The following is a 16,506-nucleotide window of genomic DNA, read 5'->3' on the forward strand; positions in this document are numbered from 1 at the left end:
GTTGTTCAGGTCCTCCGTGAATCAGGATGCGGACACGACGAACGCCGTGCCGGAACCACGCAGGGTACAGGGTCCTTCGGGTCCGGAAAGGAACGCGGACTGACCCGCGGACAACGTCACAGCGGATTCTTTGCCGGCAGCATCGACGGTGCCGTCCACACAGCAGACGATCCGCGGCCCGGCCCCGTCGACCGTGCGCTCGTCGCCGGTGACCTCGACGCGGCGAACCGCGAAGTACGGGCAGCCGGTCTCGTACACACCGTCGGCCGTCGCGGTCAGCACCGGGTCGGCCAGCGGCTCGAAGTCCACCACCGAGACCAGCTCCGGTACGTCGATGTGCTTGGGCGTGAGGCCGCCGCGCAGCACGTTGTCGGAGTTCGCCATCACCTCGAACCCGAGGCCGTTCAGGTACGCGTGCACGTTGCCGGCCGGCAGGTACACCGCGTCGAACCGCCGCAGCCGCACGCGGTTCAGCAACAGGGCCGCGAGTACGCCGGGGTCGTCCGGGAAGTCCGCGCACAACCTGGCGAGCGTCTCCCGCTCCAGGGCAAAGTCGCCCGGTCGTGCGACAGCCGCACCGAGCGCCGTGACCAGCGGACGGATCGCGTCCCGGTCCCGGCTCATGAAATCGGTGAACGCCTCCCGCAGCTTGCCGTTCCGCAGCAGCTCCGTGAGGTCTTCGAACCCGTCCGGCTTGAGTGTGTCCAGCAGCGCGACGGTCCGCTCCAGCGGCCGGAAACCGACCAGTGCGTCGAAGGGTTCGAGCGCGATCAGGATCTCCGGCTTCGGCCAGGCGTCCTTGTAGTTCCGGTCGGAGGCGTCCCGCGGGATCCCCGCCGCCTCGTCCCGCTGGTACCCGTCGATCGCCTGTTCCCGCGAGGGATGCGCCTGGATCGACAGCGGCCGCGCGGCCGCGAGCAGCTTCGCCAGGAACGGGAACCGGCCGTCGAACCGCTCGGCCGTCTCCTGGCCCAGGACCGCCGCCGGGTCGAACGACACCGCGTCGTACAACGTGTCTCCGGACGGCAGCACGGACGGGGCCGACTCGTGCGCGCCCATCCACAGCTCCGCCTGCGGCTGGCCGGTCGGCGCGACGCCGAGCAGCTTCGGCAGCGCGGTCGGCGAACCCCACGCGTAGTCGCGGATCGTGTTCTGCAGCAGGACTACCACGCCGGGTCCTCCGAGGGGATTCCCGGCTCGGCCGGGTCGGCGTCGGTCGCCGTACCGTAGCGGCCCAGGCCGAGACCGAGGTACGCCGCGGCGTACCGGCCGTGCTGGGTGAGTGCGGCGTACCGGGCGATGTCCGTACCGGCTGCCTGCGTCACGGTGTGCACGCGGACGTCGTGCGCTTGTGCCTTCTCCTCCAACTTGCGGCGCTGCTCTGCGACGCCGCCGTCCTCCGTGCCGTCGTCCAGCACGACCAGGGCGGGCCGTAGCTCCTCCGCCGTGTCGAACGGGTCAGCGAAGAGGTCCCGCGGCGGCTGGTTCAGTACGGGGAGCAGGTGCCCCGCGTCAGCAGCCAGGGCCGGCCTGCCGCTCGCCAGGCGCAGTGCTTCGACCACACGACGCGCAGCCCGCGCAGCCAGGACAGAACCGCCCCAGACCAGCGGCAGGGCGTCAGCCAGCACCAGGGCCAGATCCTTGGCCGGGTTGGACGCCACGTCCTTGTTGGGCGAGCACTCGATCGCCACGTCGTCCAGCATCGACGCAACGGCCTTGTGGTCGACCTCCGGACCCAGCTCCAGCTGGTGCAGCGCCTGCAGTACGGCGACCGCCGACGCCAACTGGTCGTCCGACTGCGACGGCAGCCGGATCGCGTGCCGCAGCCCCGCGGACGCGATCGCCACCGGCGAGTCCTCGGGCGCGGCGACCATCAGCCCGCAACCACGGCGTACGGCTTCACCGGCCGCCGAGATCGCGTCCGGGTCCTCGGTCGCACCGCCCAGTACGACGACCAGGTCCAGCGGACCGGCCCAACCGGGCAGCCCTGGGCCGGGCCAAGCGAGGAACGGGACCGGGCAGACCGGCTCCAGTACGGCGCGGACCAGGCGGGCGTCCCGGCCGGCCGCGACCACCGCGCGCGGACGAAAGCCGTCCGACGTCAGATTGGACAGCACGTCCTCGGACGCTTCCAGCTCGGCGCGGACCCGGGCCCCGGCCATCGCCAGCCGGCGCAGCAGATGATCCGCCGCCTCGAGTGCGGCCGGATCGTCCAGCCGTGTGTCGTCGAAAACACTCATCAGCTGCTCGCGGACTCCGTGCGGGTGTCCCGCGCCTCGTCGATCAGCAGCACCGGGATGTCGTCACGCACCGGGTACGCCAGCGCGCAGGCCGCGTTGGTGCAGATCAGCTCGTTCGCCTCGTCGTCCACCCGGAACTCCGAGCGGCACTTCGGGCAGACCAGGATGCTCAGCAGGTCCGGGTCCAGATTGACTGCCATTCAGTTCTCCCTCGAACCTGTGATCAGGGCCAGTACTTCGTCGCGGACACGTTCCATCTCGGACCGGTCCGCGGCCTCGACGTTCAGCCGCAGCAACGGCTCCGTGTTCGACGCACGGACGTTGAACCACCACTGTCCCGCCGACACCGTCAACCCGTCCAGGTGGTCGACGGTCACGCCGTCGACGCCAGAATACGTATCCTCGATCGCCGCGACCGTCTCCGCCGCGTCCGCGACCTTGTTGTTGATCTCGCCGGAGGCGACGTACCGCTCGTACTCCGCGAACAGCTCGCTGGCGGGCAGGTCCTGCTCACCGAGTGCGGCGAGGACGTGCAGGGCCGCCAGCATGCCGGTGTCGGCGCGCCAGAAGTCGCGGAAGTAGTAGTGCGCGGAGTGTTCGCCGCCGAACACCGCGTCGGTCTCGGCCATCTTCTGCTTGATGTTCGAATGCCCGACCCGGGTACGGACCGGGACGCCGCCATGCTCGGCGATCAGCTCCGGGACCGCCTTCGAGGTGATCAGGTTGTGCAGGATGGTCGCGCCGGGCTGCTTGGCGAGCTCCCGGACCGCGACCGCGGCGGTGATCGCACTCGGCGAGATCGGGTCGCCCTGCTCGTCCACCACGAAGCAGCGGTCCGCGTCGCCGTCGAACGCGAGGCCGAGGTCGGCGCCGGTCTCCCGGACCTTGGCCTGCAGGTCGACCAGGTTCTTCGGGTCCAGCGGGTTCGCCTCGTGGTTCGGGAAGTTGCCGTCGAGCTCGAAGTACATCGGGACGATCGTGACCGGGCCGTCGGCGAAGACCGCCGGGACGGTGTGGCCGCCCATGCCGTTGCCGGCGTCGACGACCACGGTCAGCGGGCGGATGCCGCTCAGATCGACCAGGTCGTGCAGGTGGTCGGCGTACGCGGTCAGCAGGTCCTTGTGCGTGACGTGCCCCGGGGTCGCGCCGGGCGCCGGGTGCTCGGTGAGGGCCTTCGCGACCAGGTCGGCGATGTCCCGCAGCCCCGAGTCGCTGCCCACCGGGGCGGCGCCTGCGCGGCACAGCTTGATGCCGTTGTACCGCGCCGGGTTGTGGCTCGCGGTGAACATCGCGCCGGGCAGGTCGAGCCGCCCGGACGCGAAGTACAGCTGGTCGGTGGACGCGAGACCGATGTCGATCACGTCCGCCCCGGTCGACGTCACCCCGTCCGCGAACGCCGCCGCCAACGCCGGGCTCGACGGCCGCATGTCGTACCCGATCACCACGGCCCCGGGCCCCGCGAGCACATCCAGCACCTCGACGAACGCCACCCCCGCAGCCCGAGCCACCGACTCGTCGAGCTGCTCGGGCACAACCCCCCGCACGTCATAAGCCTTGAAGATCCCCGCAACATCAACCATGCCCGGACCCTATCCGGTCCCCCATCTCACCCGCCCCCCAGCCGCACAGTCAGTGCCCGAACCGGGTTGTAGATGGCGACCACCTTCCGCCCACCCTCCACGCCGTACCGCCGCGCCATCCGTTCGGCCTCCGCCTGGTCCGGCAGCTGAGTGATCAGGTCGAGGTAGCACAGCCGCGAGTCCGGGTTGATCCAGGCGCCGAACTGGATCTCGTCCGTGAACAGCGCGCGGTGGTCGGCGACGAAGCCGCGGATCGCGGCCGCGAGGCCGTCCAGCGGGACGATCCTGGTGAGTCCGGGGTACCGCGGGAAGTACCAGCTGTCCCGGGGTGGGGTGATCGTCCGCCGGGTGATGTCGGCGGTGACGCCGCCGCTGGAGAGGGTGACTGCAGCCAGCCCGGAGGGGGTGACGGCGGCCGGCCTGGTGGGGGCCGGCCGCTCGTCGGGCATCGGTTACTCGAACCAGCCGGGGGTGGCGCGGTGGTGGACGGTGGGGAGTTGGCGGGGGCTGGTGGGGGCGGCCCACTGGGTGGCGTTGGCGAGGATCTGCTGGACCTCGGGCTGGTGGTACGTCGGGTACTCCTGGTCGCCGGGGCGGAAGTAGAAGACCCGGCCCTGGCCGCGGCGGTAGCAGCAGCCGGAGCGGAACACCTCGCCGCCGGAGAACGAGCTGACGAAGACCAGCTCGTCCGGCTGCGGGATGTCGAACAGCTCGCCGTACATCTCCTCGCGCTCGATCACCAGCGGGTGCGGCACACCCTTCGCGATCGGGTGCCCGGCGGCGACCGTCCAGATCAGCTCACGGTCGTTCTCCGCCCGCCAGTCCAGCGAGCACGTCGTACCCATCAGCTTGATGAAGATCTTCGAGAAGTGCGCCGAGTGCAGCGCGATCAGGCCCATCCCGGACAGCACGTGCCGCTGGACCCGGTCCACGATCGCGTCGTCGACGTCGCCGTGCGCCGCGTGACCCCACCAGGTGAGTACGTCGGTGTCGGCGAGCACCTCCTCGGTCAGACCGTGCTCCGGATCCTGCAGCGTGGCCGTGCGTACGACGACCTCGGCACCCAGCCGTTCGCGCAGCGCCGCCGCGATCGTCCCGTGCATGGTGTCCGGGTAGATCTTCCGGACGGTCTCGTCGCGGCCCTCGTGGACGTTCTCGCCCCACACCGTGACGCGGATCGGATCAGTCATGAAGCACAACCTCTCGTCCCGCCTTCGCCGAGGCGTAGCAGGCGTCGATGATCTCGGTCCGGAGCAGCGCCTCGGACCCGTTCTGGCCTTCCCACTCACCGCTGCGCACGATCCGGACGAACTCCCGCACCACCGCACGGTGCCCGAGCCCGGCCCCGGTCGCCGGCTTCACCTCGGCCGGGATGCCCGCGACGTCGGTGAAGATCCGCAGCGTGTCCTCGGTGGTGTAGTTCTTCACCTCGATCTTCGCGCCGCCCTCGGTACCGAACAGCTCGATCCCGAAGTTGTCGCCGGGCGCCCGGTACGTCGCCCAGCTGGTCTCCAGCTGCAGCGCGCCGCCGCCCTTCAGCCGCAGGTACGCCGTGGCCAGGTCCTCGACCTCGAACTTGGACCCGAGCGTGTCGACGGTCGGGCGGTCCGGCGTACTCGCGCTGCCCTTCCCACGCGGCCCGAGCTCCGCGAACGTGTCCGCGGACACCGTGGTGATCTCGGGCTCGCCGAGCAGGTGCAGCGCCATGTCGAGGATGTGGACGCCGAGGTCGATCAGCGGCCCGCCGCCGGACAGCTCCCGGTTCGTGAACCAGCCGCCCATGCCGGGGATGCCGTTGCGGCGCATCCAGTGCGCCTTCGCGTAGTAGATCCGGCCCAGCTGACCCTCGTCGATCTGGTGCTTGAGCGCCGCCACGTCACCGCGCTCGCGGTGGTTGAACACCACCTTCAGCACCCGGCCGGCCTGCTTCGAGGCCTCGACCATCGCGGTGCCTTCGGCCACCGTCCGTGCCAGCGGCTTCTCGGACAGCACGTGCAGGCCCTTGCCGAGCGCGGCCAGCGCGATCGGGGCGTGCAACTGCGTCGGCGTACCGATGCTGACCGCCTCCAGGCCCGGCGTGTCCAGCAGGTCTTCCCACTTCTCGTACAGATGCGGTACGCCGTGTTTCTCGCCGAGGCTGGTCAGCGTGTCCTTCTCCAGGCCCGCCAGCGCAATCACCTCGACGTCCGGCAACTCGGAGAACGCCTCCAGCGCGGTCCGCCCGGCGAAACCCAGTCCGACGACCCCGACCCGCAGTTTTTGATCGTTCACACCCACGATCCTCTCCCGATGACAACGAAGGACACAACTGCTTCCCACACTACGGAACAGGTTTCAACACCGGTCAACCCGCTTGTTCTAACGGACAGGTAACGGGCTCAGTCGCCGTCGGGGTCGAAGTCCGGGTCGATCTGCTCGGGGGACAGCGCCAGTACGTCGGCCAGCTCCAGCACCAGGGCCGAGCGGACCAGCCAGGACAGGCTGCTGCCGGACCGCTCGGCGCGGAGTTCGATCGGGCGCCGGAACACCACGATCCGGTACGGCTCGTGCGACGTACCGCCGGTGGCGTGGGTGAGCGGGATCTCGGTGGCGTCGAGCTCCAGGTTCGGGACGTCCTCGATCGCGAACTCGACCCGGGCGATCACCTGCGGCAGCCGCTTCTCCAGCCGGGTCACCTCGATCGCGACCACCTCGTCGAACTGCGCGGCGGCGGACCGCTGCAGCGGCAGGCCACGCGGCGCGAACTTGCTCGGCCGGCTGATCGGGCCGAGCATTCCGCGGCCGTGGCGGTCGATGTGCCTGCGATGACGGCGAGCCTCGGTCACGCGCTCAGCCTAGTGGGCGTAATGTCTGGTCGTGAGCATCGCCAGGATCTGTTCGCGCGCCGGATGTCAGAAGCCGGCCGTGTCGACGCTCACCTATGTGTACGCCGACTCGACCTGTGTCCTCGGTCCGCTGGCGACGTACGCCGAGCCGCACTGCTACGACCTCTGCGCCGACCACGCCGACCGCCTCACCGCGCCGAACGGGTGGGAGGTCATCCGGCTCGCTCCGGACCCGGCCGCCGCCGGCCCGTCGTCGGACGACCTCGAGGCTCTGGCGAACGCGGTCCGCGAGGCCGCCCGTCCGCTCCCGCCACGCGGCGAACCCCGCGCCGGCACCCCAGGCGCCCCGGTAGAAGTCGCCCGCCGCGGCCACCTCCGCATGCTCCAGGACCCCGGCGCCAACACCACCGAAGGCTGACCGCCCCGGGCGGCTAACGCAGCGCGGCGCTCACATCGGGCTGTGCGCCGAGTTGGGCGCGGAACACCAGCGACGTCGACAGCGGCCAGGCGGCCACCTGCGGTACGTCGTCCTTCGCAGGCTTCGCGGCCGGCATCAACGTCACGCCCGCGACCACGGTCCCCCGGGTCTGCTGCACCATCAGGTACGTCGGCCGCGGCTGCGCCGGGATCGGGATCGGCATGGTCGCCCCGTTCAGCACGTCGAGCGCCCGCGTGACCAGCACCCGGCCGGCCGCGTCCCGCAGCTCGAACTTCACGCTCCCGGTCTTCCCCGGCGCGGTCACCTGCAGCACGACCGGCTGCTTGTGCGCCGGCAGCACCAGGTACGCCGGACCGGTCAGCGCCTCCGCCGACCCGATCGAGGAGAACTCGGTCTGACTCGCGTCGGTGGCCCGCATCGCCGCGGTCACCGGCTGGTCGGAGGTGATCGTGATCGCGCTCGCGTCGCCGTTCAGCACCTTGTCGAGCGAGATCGACCGGACCGAACCGGCCGGCACCGAGACGGTCTCCAGACCGGCCGGCTTGAACGGGCCGTTCGGGCCGTTGATCGTCAGGCCGGCGGTCGCCTGCAGGTCGCTCGGGTTCGCGATCGAGAGGATCCGGCCGCCACCACCGGGCGCGACCGCGGGCACGAACACCATGGTCGCGGGCGCGGCCGACGTGTTCAGCCAGTCGACGCCGACCGGCGTGTTCCCCGCCGACGCGTTCGACCGGACCGCGGCGGCGACCCGGCCGCCGGTCGACTCGACGTGCAGGGCGACGTCCCGGAGGTTCGCCGCGACCTGCCGGAGGTAGAGCTGCGCCGTACCGTGCGCGGGCACCACGATGCCGCGGGCCGCGGGCAGGTCGGCGGCGCCGGCCCGGGAGTACACGCTGACGTTCACCTCGGCGTTGATGCTGTCCAGGTTCGTCAGCACCAGCACGTCGCGGCGATCGCTCGCCCCGGACGCGCCGACGAACCAGAAGTCCGAGCCGGGCAGCTGGCACGGCACGCTCGCCATACCGCGGTTGACCTCGCCGTCCGGCGCGGTCGTCGTACTCGTACCGACCGTCCCGGCGGCCAGTGGTCCGGTGCCCTTGATCGACAGCGTCAGCGGGCTGACCGTGACCGGGCTCGAGCCGATGGTGCCGCGCTTGAGCAGCGAGCCGACCGGGTTGGAGGTGGCCGGCAGCGGCGCGATCGACAGCGGCTCGGCCGCCCCCGGCGCGGTCGCCGTACCCTCGGGCAGCGTCGGGGAGACCGCGTTCACGACGCTGGTCATCTTGCCGCCGGCCGGCAGCGCCGGGCAGGCGAGCGCCGTACGGTTCACGACGGACCGCGCGGGCTCCGCCGCGGCCGCCTCCACGCGGGTGTCGGCCTTCCCCGGATGCGTGACGACTCCGAGCCCGGCCAGGACGGCCATGGCGGCGACGACGGCCGCGATCCGGAGGCGCGGGTCGGACAGCAACCGGCTCACCGGGGGTCCCTCCTCGCGTGCGTGCCTTGCGGTACGGCGACGGTCCGGCGGACCGTCGGCAAGCAGAAGATCAGCGCGATGATCCAGCCGATCAGCCCGAGGATGCGCCACAGCGAATGCGTCTGGTCGACGATCGGCGTCTTGCCCTCGATCTTCGAGCGGTCCACCAGCCAGGACGCGTCGCCGTCGTTCGCGCTGGCCCGGGTCAGACCGGGCAGCGAGTCGAGCGTCGACTGCAGGGTCGGGTCCACCGGACCGGGCAGGTACACGTAATCGACCGCGAGGCCGGCCAGCTGACGGCCTTCCTCACCGCTACCGCCGCCGCCGAGGGTCGCGAGTACGTCGGTGATCGGCTTGGTCTGCGCCGGGGTCGGCGCCGCCTCGAGCGCGCCCATCCGCGGGCCGCCGTTCTTGACCAGCGAGTACCGCATCTGGCCGCCGGGCGCCTTGCGCACCACCAGGATCGACTGGTTGTCCGGCGGCGCCTGCGAATCCGCCAGGTACGCCGGGAGGTCCTGGGCCGGGCCGCGCCACAGTGGGCCGTCCGCGCCGCGCACCATCCAGAAGCCCGCGGTGACGATCGTCGTCACCAGCGCGAGCCCGAGCACGCCCCGGACGATCAGCTCCCGCGACTTCCCGACCGAGTCCCAGGCGACCGTGACCGAGACGATCCAGCCGGCCGTCATCAGGAACATCAACGGCCCGCTGCCGCCGCCGAGCCGGCTCGCGACCAGCGTCCCGGCCAGACCGGCCAGCGCGGCGAACCAGCCGAGCAGCTCGTACCGCTGCCGGGACTCCCGCAGCAGAGCGACCAGCGCGACCACGATCAGCGGTACGGCGAACCACCAGGGCGTCGGCCCACCGATCGGCGTACCGGTCAGCAGGTGCGGCAGGCTGTCGCCCGGGCCGATCGCTGCGGTCGGCGGACCGCCAGCTTCCTGACCGAGCTTCGACGGGTGTCGCACCAGGTCGATCGTCCACGGCAGCACGAGCAGCAGCCCGAGCACGACCGAGAACACCAGTTGCCGTCCCTGCCGCCGCCAGCCGAGGCCGAACACCGCGCCGAGGACCAGCACGACCGCGATCAGCAGACCGAGCGCCGGTGTGAACGCGAACAGCACCGCCAGACAGGCGCCGGCGAACCACGCGGCCCGCCAACTGCCCTGCACGACCACACGCCGCCGCCGGGCCACGGTGTGCACAGCGGCACCGAGCAGCGGCAGCACGATCGCCGCCACACACGTCCCGAGCCGCCCCTGCGAGATCGCCCCGTTGGTGAAAACAGCCAGCCCGTACGCCGACGCGCCCCACGCGCGGGCCACGCGGTCGACGACGAAGGACCGCAGCAGCGCCCAGGCCGCGAGACCGGCGAGCGGAACCGCGCCGAGCAGCAGGATGTTCGTCGCGCCGCCCGGACCGAACAGGACCGTGGAGAACGCCCACATCTGCCCCAGCCAGGCCGGCGGCGTGATGCCGGGCGGAGCGGACGCGGCCGCGTGCCACAGCGCCGCGAGGTTGTCCTGCGCCGGGAGCAGCAGGTGCGAACGCAGCGAACCGCCACCGATCAGGCCGCGCGCCGCGACGATCGCACCGAGCGCGAGCACCACCCACGTGACCAGGAACGGCCGCCGGATCAGTTGCCGGCGCCAGCGCGGCTGGTCGACCGCGACCCGCGCGGTCGATTTCGCCCGGCGGGCGGTGGTGACGACCTGTTCCTCGGGCTCGTCCGCCCAGGCTTCGCGGATCCGCTCGGAGATCGTGCTGGTGGTCTCCTCCAGGTTGTGCCGCAGGGCGTGCACGGACCGAGAGAAGAGACCCTTGATGTCGTCGTACGGGACCTGGTTGAGATTGCGGCGGTTCTTGCGGGCGCTGGTCCAGCCGCCGGCGAGCAGCGTGCCGAGCAGCGCGGTCCATTCGTCGACCGCGCCGGACGGGGTCTTGCCGACGACGAACCAGATCGACCGCAGCACGGTGCCGAACAGGAACCGCAGGATCAGCAGCGGAAGCAGCTTGCCAGGGGCGTTCGCGAGAACGGTGTAGTACGCATGCGCGCGGTCGAGCTGGTACGCGTGCCGCCTGGTGCCGGCCAGCGCCCGCTCACCGGTGGCCGCGGCCTGGGCGTGGTAGACGACCGCGTCGGGCGCGACGCCGACCTGGAACCCGGCGCGGCTCGCGCGCCAGCCGAAGTCGATGTCGTCGCGGAACATCGGCAGCCGCGGGTCGAACCCGTGCAGCGCCTCCCAGACGTCGCGGCGGACCAGCATGCCGGCCGAGCTGACCGCGAGCACGTTCCGCGGCTGGTCGTGCTGGCCCTGGTCGAGCTCGCCGTTCTCGATGCCGGTGTCGCGGCGGCCGCCGAGCGACGTGGTGACGCCGACCTCGAGCAGCTCGCGGTCCCGCGGCCAGAGCCGCAGTTTCGGCCCCCAGACGCCGGTCTCCGGCGATATAGTGGCCTGGAGCAACAATTTCTCCAGGGCCTTCGGGGCCGGCGCGCAGTCGTCGTGCAGCAGCCACAGCCACTCCACCACCGGCACCTGGCCGTCGTCGCCGTACGGACCGACCGCGCTCGGGATCGGCGCGAAACCGTGCGTTTCCAGGCCGCGGGCGACCGCGACCCCGAAACCGGTCCGCGCGGACACGCTGACCACGGGCTCGACGCCGGGCATCGCGGCCAGCAGTTCGGCGGTCTCGTCGGTGGAGCCGGTGTCGACCGCGATCAGCCGGTCCGGGCGCGGGTTCAGCGCCCACAGCGACTCGGACAGGCGCGGCAGCCAGGCCGCGCCCTCATGCCCGACCACCACCGCGGTGACGACATGCCTGACCCGCGGGCGGCGCATGTGGCCACCAGTGTGATCGGTCGGGAAGTCGACGGAGTCGAAGAATTCCCAACCGGCCGGAGCTTCTTGTTCCATGCGGAGCTGTGACACCTCGATGGTTGCGGACGGTCACCGTGACCGCAGGTCCCGGCGAGGACTCACCATACAACCGCTCTCGGAGTGTCGGAAAAGCCGCAGCTTCCACCTGTGGAAAAGCCGCGGGCCCCGGACGACGATCGTCCGGGGCCTCGCGGAAGTCTCTGCTGTTGCTGTTGTCCTCAGCCGCCGCTCAGACGGCCTTCTTCTTCAGCTTGCGGCGCTCCCGCTCCGACAGACCGCCCCAGATCCCGAAGCGCTCGTCGTTCTGCAGCGCGTACTCGAGGCATTCGCCCCGGACGTCGCAGCCGAGGCACACCTTCTTGGCCTCGCGGGTGGAACCGCCCTTCTCCGGGAAGAAAGCCTCTGGGTCGGTCTGGGCGCACAGCGCCCGTTCCTGCCAGTTCGGCTCCTCCTCGATCGCCTCACCGTCGACAATCGCCATCAGGCCCTCTGTCACGGTACGACCTCCTCGACCCTGTTCGTTCCCCTGTACATGTGGGTTTGCGGTCCACATGCCTGACCTCGTCCGTCCTGCGCTCTGCAACGGTCCCCGATACCGAGTGTCCTAACGAACGACACGGTTGAAATTACATTCCTGCAATGCACGAAAGTCAAGCCGTGCTCTGCTATTGGGATCATCCGCAACACGGCCGCAAAACAACGAGAGGCCTGTAGATACAGGCCTCTCGCGCCGGGTACCCCGGTTCAAACCTCGTGATACCGCAATTTTCCGGGCAGCACCGGTAAGGGCTTGCTGCGCTGATCGGCCGACCGATCAGGAAGGCTGTGACCACCAGCCCTGCTGACCCTGACCAGGCTGGTTCGGGTCGTTCTTGTCACCCTCGACGCGCTGGTCGACGCGGGTCTCGTCGGCCGATTCGGCCGGCTGCGCAGGCTCTGCGGCCGCTGGCTGCTCGGCCGGCTTGTCGTCGGCCTGCCAGGACTGCTCCTGCTGCCAGGCCTGCTGGGCTTCGGGCTGTGCGTCCGTACCCTCGGCCGCCTGACCCCACTCCTGGGCGGGCTGAGCCTGCTGGCCGTAGTCCTGGCCGCTCCACTGCTGGCCGTGCTGCTGACCGGCGTCGGCGCCCCACTGCTGCTGCTCCTGCGGCCACTGCTGGCCCTGCTCCTGGCCGCTCCACTGCTGCTGGCCTTCGGAGTTCCACGCCTGCGTGGGCTCGGCAGCTGCCTGGCCCTCGGCCGGCCACGCCTGCTCCGGCTGGCCGGAGTGCTGTGCGGCGTGCTGACCGGCCTGCGCGTCAGCGTGCTGACCGTGCTGCGCCTCGGCCTCGCCGGCGGACCAGGCCTGCTGCTGCTCGCCCTGGTTCCAGCCCTGCTCCTGCGGCCACTGCTGCTGGTCGCCCTGACCGGCCGCGTAACCACCAGCGGCACCGGCCGCCGCGTAACCGCCGTACTGCTGCTGGCCCTGGTCGTACTGCTGACCGCCGTACTGACCCTGCTGGTCCTGGCCGTAGCCCTGCTGCTGCGCGTAGCCCTGCTGGCCGTACTGCGCCTGCTGGCCGCCGAACTGCGGCTGGCCGTGCTGGCCCTGCTGCTGGAACTGACCCGCCTTGGGGGCCTTCACCGGCGCCGGCAGCGCCTGGAACGTCTTCAGCGCGTACAGCCCGACACCGCCGTACAGCGCGAGACCGCCGAGCGACGCGATGAAGCCGACGATCTTCTCGCCGGCCGTGCCGCCGCCGTTGAACTGCGCGAACGTCGCGATCAGGCCGATCAGCAGGAACAGACCGGTGATGACCAGCGCCGCCAGCGTGACGATCCGGGCGTTCGGCGTGCGCTCACCCTCGTTGACCAGCCAGACCGCCGCGACCAGCGCCGGGATCAGCGCGATCGTGGTGACCGACGGCGGGACGATGATGCTGTGCACGCCCGCGGACGCGGCCACGAAGCCGATACCGCCGACGAACAGCTGGAAGAGCGCTGCCACTGCGAGCAGGCCGGTGAATGCGAGCAGGATGTACGCGACCGGCTCTCTGAGCTTCTTGGTTGCGTCGGTGACCACGAGGGGCTCCTCGGATGTTGGGGGGCCGTACAACTGAGCTGTGCGGATCTGATGACTCACCGCAGCATAGTCGTGCGGTGGGCCGACGCATTGACGACTCGGGCAGACTCTTCCCATGCAAGTTCGCACCCACATGCCCAAGCGATACACCGTGCTGGCCGGTGGCATCGGCGGTTCCGCCTTCCTGCGCGGTCTGCTCACGGCCCGTCCCGACGCCGAGATCACCGTCGTCGGGAACACCGCGGACGACATCACCCTGTTCGGTCTGCGGGTCTGTCCCGACCTCGACACCGTCATGTACACCCTCGGCGGCGGCATCTCGGAGGAGCGCAAGTGGGGTCGTGAGGACGAGACCTGGGTGATCAAGGAGGAGCTCGCGGCGTACGGCGTGGAGCCCACCTGGTTCGGCCTCGGCGACCGCGACATCGCGACCCACCTGGTGCGGACGCAGATGCTGGACGCCGGATACAGCCTGACCGCGGTCACCGAGGCGCTCTGCGCGCGCTGGAAGCTGCCGGTCCGGCTGCTGCCGATGAGCGACGACCGGATCGAGACCCACGTCGTCGTCGACGACCCGGAACAGCCCGGCCGCCGCAAGGCCATCCACTTCCAGGAGTACTGGGTCCGCTACCAGGCCGGCATCCCGGCGCACCAGATCGTTGCCGTCGGCCAGGACAAGGCGAAGCCCGCGCCCGGCGTACTCGACGCGATCGCGGACTGCGACGTACTGATCGTGCCGCCGTCCAACCCGGTGGTCTCGGTCGGCACGATCCTCGGCGTACCGGGGATCCGGGAGGCCGTGCGGGCGACCGCCGCGCCGGTCATCGGGCTGTCCCCGATCATCGGCACCGGCCCGGTCCGCGGGATGGCCGACAAGGTGCTGGCCACGGTCGGCGTCGCGTCCACCGCGTCCGCGGTGGCCCGGTACTACGGCTCCCGCGCGTCGGGCGGCGTACTCGACGGCTGGCTGATCGACAGCTCGGACGCGATCCAGGCGGATTCGATCGCCGGAGCCGGAATTCACGTCCAGGCCGTGCCGTTGTGGATGACGGACGAGACCACCACCGCCGCGATGGCTGACGCGGCACTCACCCTCGCGGAGGCCGTACGGCGATGAGGAAGCACCTGGAGATCTTCCCGGTGACCGGGCTGCCGGAGGTGGCGGCCGGGGCGGACCTGGCGGCCCTGATCGCGGACGGCACCGACCTGCGCGACGGCGACGTGGTCTCGGTGACGTCCAAGATCGTCAGCAAGGCGGAGGGCCGGCTCACGTACGGCACCCGGCGCGAGGCCGTGGACGCCGAGCTCGTCCGGGTCGTCGCACAACGCGGCGACACCCGGATCGTGCAGACCCGGCACGGCCTGGTGATGGCGGCGGCCGGCACCGACACGTCCAACACCGCTCCCGGCACGGTCCTGCTGCTGCCGGTCGACCCGGACGCGTCGGCGCGGGTGCTTCGGTCCGCCTTGAAGGAGCGGTACGACGTCAACGTCGGCATCGTCGTCACCGACACCCTCGGGCGCCCGTGGCGGAACGGGCAGACCGACGTCGCGATCGGCGCCGCCGGGGTGCGCGTGGTCGAGGACCTCCGCGGTACGACGGACAGCCACGGCAACGTCCTCGCGGTCACCGAGCCCGCCCTCGCGGACGAGATCGCCGGCGCCAGCGAACTCGTGAAGGGCAAGGCCGACGGCGTACCGGTCGCCGTACTGCGGGGACTCGAGGACGCCGTACTGCCAGTGGGCGAGGACGGGCCCGGGGCGCGGGCGCTGGTGCGGGACGCGGAACACGACATGTTCAGCCTCGGGACCCGGGAGGCGGCGCGGGCCGCCGTACTCGACCGTCGACGTCCTGCTGGGCCGCGAGATCTTGATCCTTCGCTGTTGTCGGACCTGTCTGTCGACGGTGTCCGGCTCGAGGCGGGTGACAACGCTGTCACGGTGGCCGGCGAGGACCCGGTCACGGTCGGCGTGGTCGCGGAGCGGGTCGCCGTACTGCTGCACGCCGAGGGCTACGGGGTCGCGGTGCAGGCCGGGCCGGGTGCCGCGGCGACGGTCACGTTCGGCTCACGGTCGAAGTAGTTTTCTAGGCAACTTCTTAGGGTCACCTCGTACACTGCCATCGCACGGCGGCGCGGTGGCCGCCCTTAGCCGGGAAGACCAACACTGTGGGTAAAGCGTCGTCGCAGAAACAGTCGCGCCGCCAGATGATCGAGAAGATGCAGCGCGAGCAGGCCGCCTCGGACCGCCGCCGCACCATCATCATCGTGATCTGCTCGATCGTGGTCGGACTCGCCATCATCGCCTACCCGGCGATCAAGCTCGTCCAGGACTCCCGGACCAAGAACCAGGCCCTCACCGACTTCGGCGTCGCCGCCGGCTCCGCCTCCTGCGACCCCATCACCAACGACACCGCCGGCGGCACCCAGGACCACCGCCCCGACGGCGAGAAGATCCTGTACTCCGTCTCCCCGCCGTCGTCCGGCCCGCACTACGCGGTCTGGGCGCCGTTCGACAAGAAGTTCTACTCGACGAGCGACCGCCCGCCGGTGGAGAACCTGGTCCACAACCTCGAACACGGGTACACCATCCTCTGGTACCGCGACACCCTGCCGAAGGACCAGATCGACAAGATCGAGAAGATCGCCAAGTCGAAGCTGCCGGACACCTCCCTGAACAAGTTCATCGCGGCCCCGTACAAGCAGTCCGAAGGCAAGGGCTGGCCCGACGGCAAAAACCTCGCCTTCGCCCACTGGAGCGGCCCCGGCACCGACCAAAAGTCCTTCGGCCACAGGCAATTCTGCGGCTCGGTAAGCGGCGAGGCCCTCAAACAGTTCATGGAAAAGTACCCCGCCACCGACGCCCAAGAACCCAACGGCGGCTGACCCCTGACGCGGGGGATGTGATAGTCCCCCGCGTACTACGCAACTGCTCCGGTCGCTCCGCCCCCTCCCACACCCACTACGCGCGCTCCCACCCACCCACCGGCCCTTTGCCCACTACCTCGGGC

At 70.7% G+C, this 16,506-nt stretch carries 16 protein-coding genes; 4 read left to right on the forward strand and 12 right to left on the reverse strand.

The annotated features are described in order from the left end of the window. Window positions 1-21: 21 nt before the first annotated feature. The 8 genes from manA to ACQHIV_RS22460 all read right to left on the reverse strand — a co-directional run bounded on the left by manA (window position 22) and on the right by ACQHIV_RS22460 (window position 6,645). Window positions 22-1,170, reverse strand: a complete 1,149-nt coding sequence (gene manA, locus ACQHIV_RS22425; RefSeq protein ID WP_427884941.1) for a mannose-6-phosphate isomerase, class I — start codon at window positions 1,168-1,170, stop codon at window positions 22-24. Continuing rightward, window positions 1,164-2,240, reverse strand: a complete 1,077-nt coding sequence (locus ACQHIV_RS22430; protein WP_427884942.1) for an SIS domain-containing protein — start codon at window positions 2,238-2,240, stop codon at window positions 1,164-1,166. Before ACQHIV_RS22430 ends, manA begins: the two co-directional genes overlap by 7 nt. Then, window positions 2,240-2,440, reverse strand: a complete 201-nt coding sequence (locus ACQHIV_RS22435; RefSeq protein WP_427884943.1) for a Trm112 family protein — start codon at window positions 2,438-2,440, stop codon at window positions 2,240-2,242. Before ACQHIV_RS22435 ends, ACQHIV_RS22430 begins: the two co-directional genes overlap by 1 nt. Next, the gene (locus ACQHIV_RS22440; RefSeq protein ID WP_427884944.1) at window positions 2,441-3,820 is read right to left on the reverse strand and encodes a phosphomannomutase/phosphoglucomutase; all 1,380 of its coding nucleotides are present in this window, start codon (window positions 3,818-3,820) and stop codon (window positions 2,441-2,443) included. Window positions 3,821-3,846: 26 nt separating this feature from the next. Further along, on the reverse strand, window positions 3,847-4,269 hold the full coding sequence (locus tag ACQHIV_RS22445) for a hypothetical protein (RefSeq protein ID WP_427884945.1): 423 nt from the start codon (window positions 4,267-4,269) through the stop codon (window positions 3,847-3,849). Window positions 4,270-4,272: 3 nt separating this feature from the next. Then, entirely contained in the window at window positions 4,273-5,010 is a 738-nt protein-coding gene (locus ACQHIV_RS22450) for a ThuA domain-containing protein (RefSeq protein ID WP_427884946.1), read from the reverse strand. Beyond that, a complete protein-coding gene (locus ACQHIV_RS22455) occupies window positions 5,003-6,091 on the reverse strand; it encodes a Gfo/Idh/MocA family protein (RefSeq protein WP_427884947.1) in 1,089 nt (362 codons plus the stop codon). The genes ACQHIV_RS22450 and ACQHIV_RS22455 overlap by 8 nt, the downstream gene beginning before the upstream one ends. Before the next feature lie 107 nt (window positions 6,092-6,198). After that, window positions 6,199-6,645: a metallopeptidase family protein gene (locus ACQHIV_RS22460; protein WP_380191878.1), complete on the reverse strand. Its 447-nt coding sequence runs from the start codon at window positions 6,643-6,645 to the stop codon at window positions 6,199-6,201. Between the two features lie 31 nt (window positions 6,646-6,676). Here ACQHIV_RS22460 and ACQHIV_RS22465 point away from each other — a divergent pair, with 31 nt between their 5' ends. Next, window positions 6,677-7,063, forward strand: a complete 387-nt coding sequence (locus ACQHIV_RS22465) for a DUF3499 domain-containing protein (protein ID WP_209698055.1) — start codon at window positions 6,677-6,679, stop codon at window positions 7,061-7,063. 13 nt (window positions 7,064-7,076) lie between these two features. Here the strand turns inward: ACQHIV_RS22465 and ACQHIV_RS22470 are convergent, their stop codons facing one another. From ACQHIV_RS22470 to ACQHIV_RS22485, 4 genes are all read right to left on the reverse strand, one after another. Then, window positions 7,077-8,561 (reverse strand): DUF5719 family protein, encoded by a 1,485-nt coding sequence (locus tag ACQHIV_RS22470; RefSeq protein ID WP_427884948.1) that lies wholly within the window; start codon window positions 8,559-8,561, stop codon window positions 7,077-7,079. Further along, window positions 8,558-11,473: a glycosyltransferase gene (locus ACQHIV_RS22475; RefSeq protein WP_427884949.1), complete on the reverse strand. Its 2,916-nt coding sequence runs from the start codon at window positions 11,471-11,473 to the stop codon at window positions 8,558-8,560. The genes ACQHIV_RS22470 and ACQHIV_RS22475 overlap by 4 nt, the downstream gene beginning before the upstream one ends. Window positions 11,474-11,666: 193 nt before the next feature. Further along, window positions 11,667-11,918 carry a WhiB family transcriptional regulator gene (locus ACQHIV_RS22480; protein ID WP_020389877.1) on the reverse strand — a complete coding sequence of 84 codons (252 nt, stop codon included), beginning with the start codon at window positions 11,916-11,918 and terminating at the stop codon, window positions 11,667-11,669. Window positions 11,919-12,251: 333 nt separating this feature from the next. Next, a complete protein-coding gene (locus ACQHIV_RS22485; RefSeq protein ID WP_427884950.1) occupies window positions 12,252-13,496 on the reverse strand; it encodes a hypothetical protein in 1,245 nt (414 codons plus the stop codon). A 115-nt stretch (window positions 13,497-13,611) separates the two neighbouring features. Between ACQHIV_RS22485 and cofD the strand changes: the two genes are divergently transcribed. The 3 genes from cofD (at window position 13,612) to ACQHIV_RS22500 (ending at window position 16,381) form a co-directional block, all read left to right on the forward strand. Continuing rightward, window positions 13,612-14,613: a 2-phospho-L-lactate transferase gene (gene cofD / locus ACQHIV_RS22490; RefSeq protein WP_427884951.1), complete on the forward strand. Its 1,002-nt coding sequence runs from the start codon at window positions 13,612-13,614 to the stop codon at window positions 14,611-14,613. Beyond that, on the forward strand, window positions 14,610-15,578 hold the full coding sequence (locus ACQHIV_RS22495) for a coenzyme F420-0:L-glutamate ligase (RefSeq protein ID WP_427884952.1): 969 nt from the start codon (window positions 14,610-14,612) through the stop codon (window positions 15,576-15,578). The genes cofD and ACQHIV_RS22495 overlap by 4 nt, the downstream gene beginning before the upstream one ends. Before the next feature lie 125 nt (window positions 15,579-15,703). Beyond that, on the forward strand, window positions 15,704-16,381 hold the full coding sequence (locus ACQHIV_RS22500; RefSeq protein ID WP_427884953.1) for a DUF3105 domain-containing protein: 678 nt from the start codon (window positions 15,704-15,706) through the stop codon (window positions 16,379-16,381). Window positions 16,382-16,506 lie beyond the last annotated feature (125 nt).

The sequence above is a fragment of the Kribbella polygonati genome, from assembly GCF_050320105.1.
Classification (GTDB): Bacteria; Actinomycetota; Actinomycetes; order Propionibacteriales; family Kribbellaceae; genus Kribbella.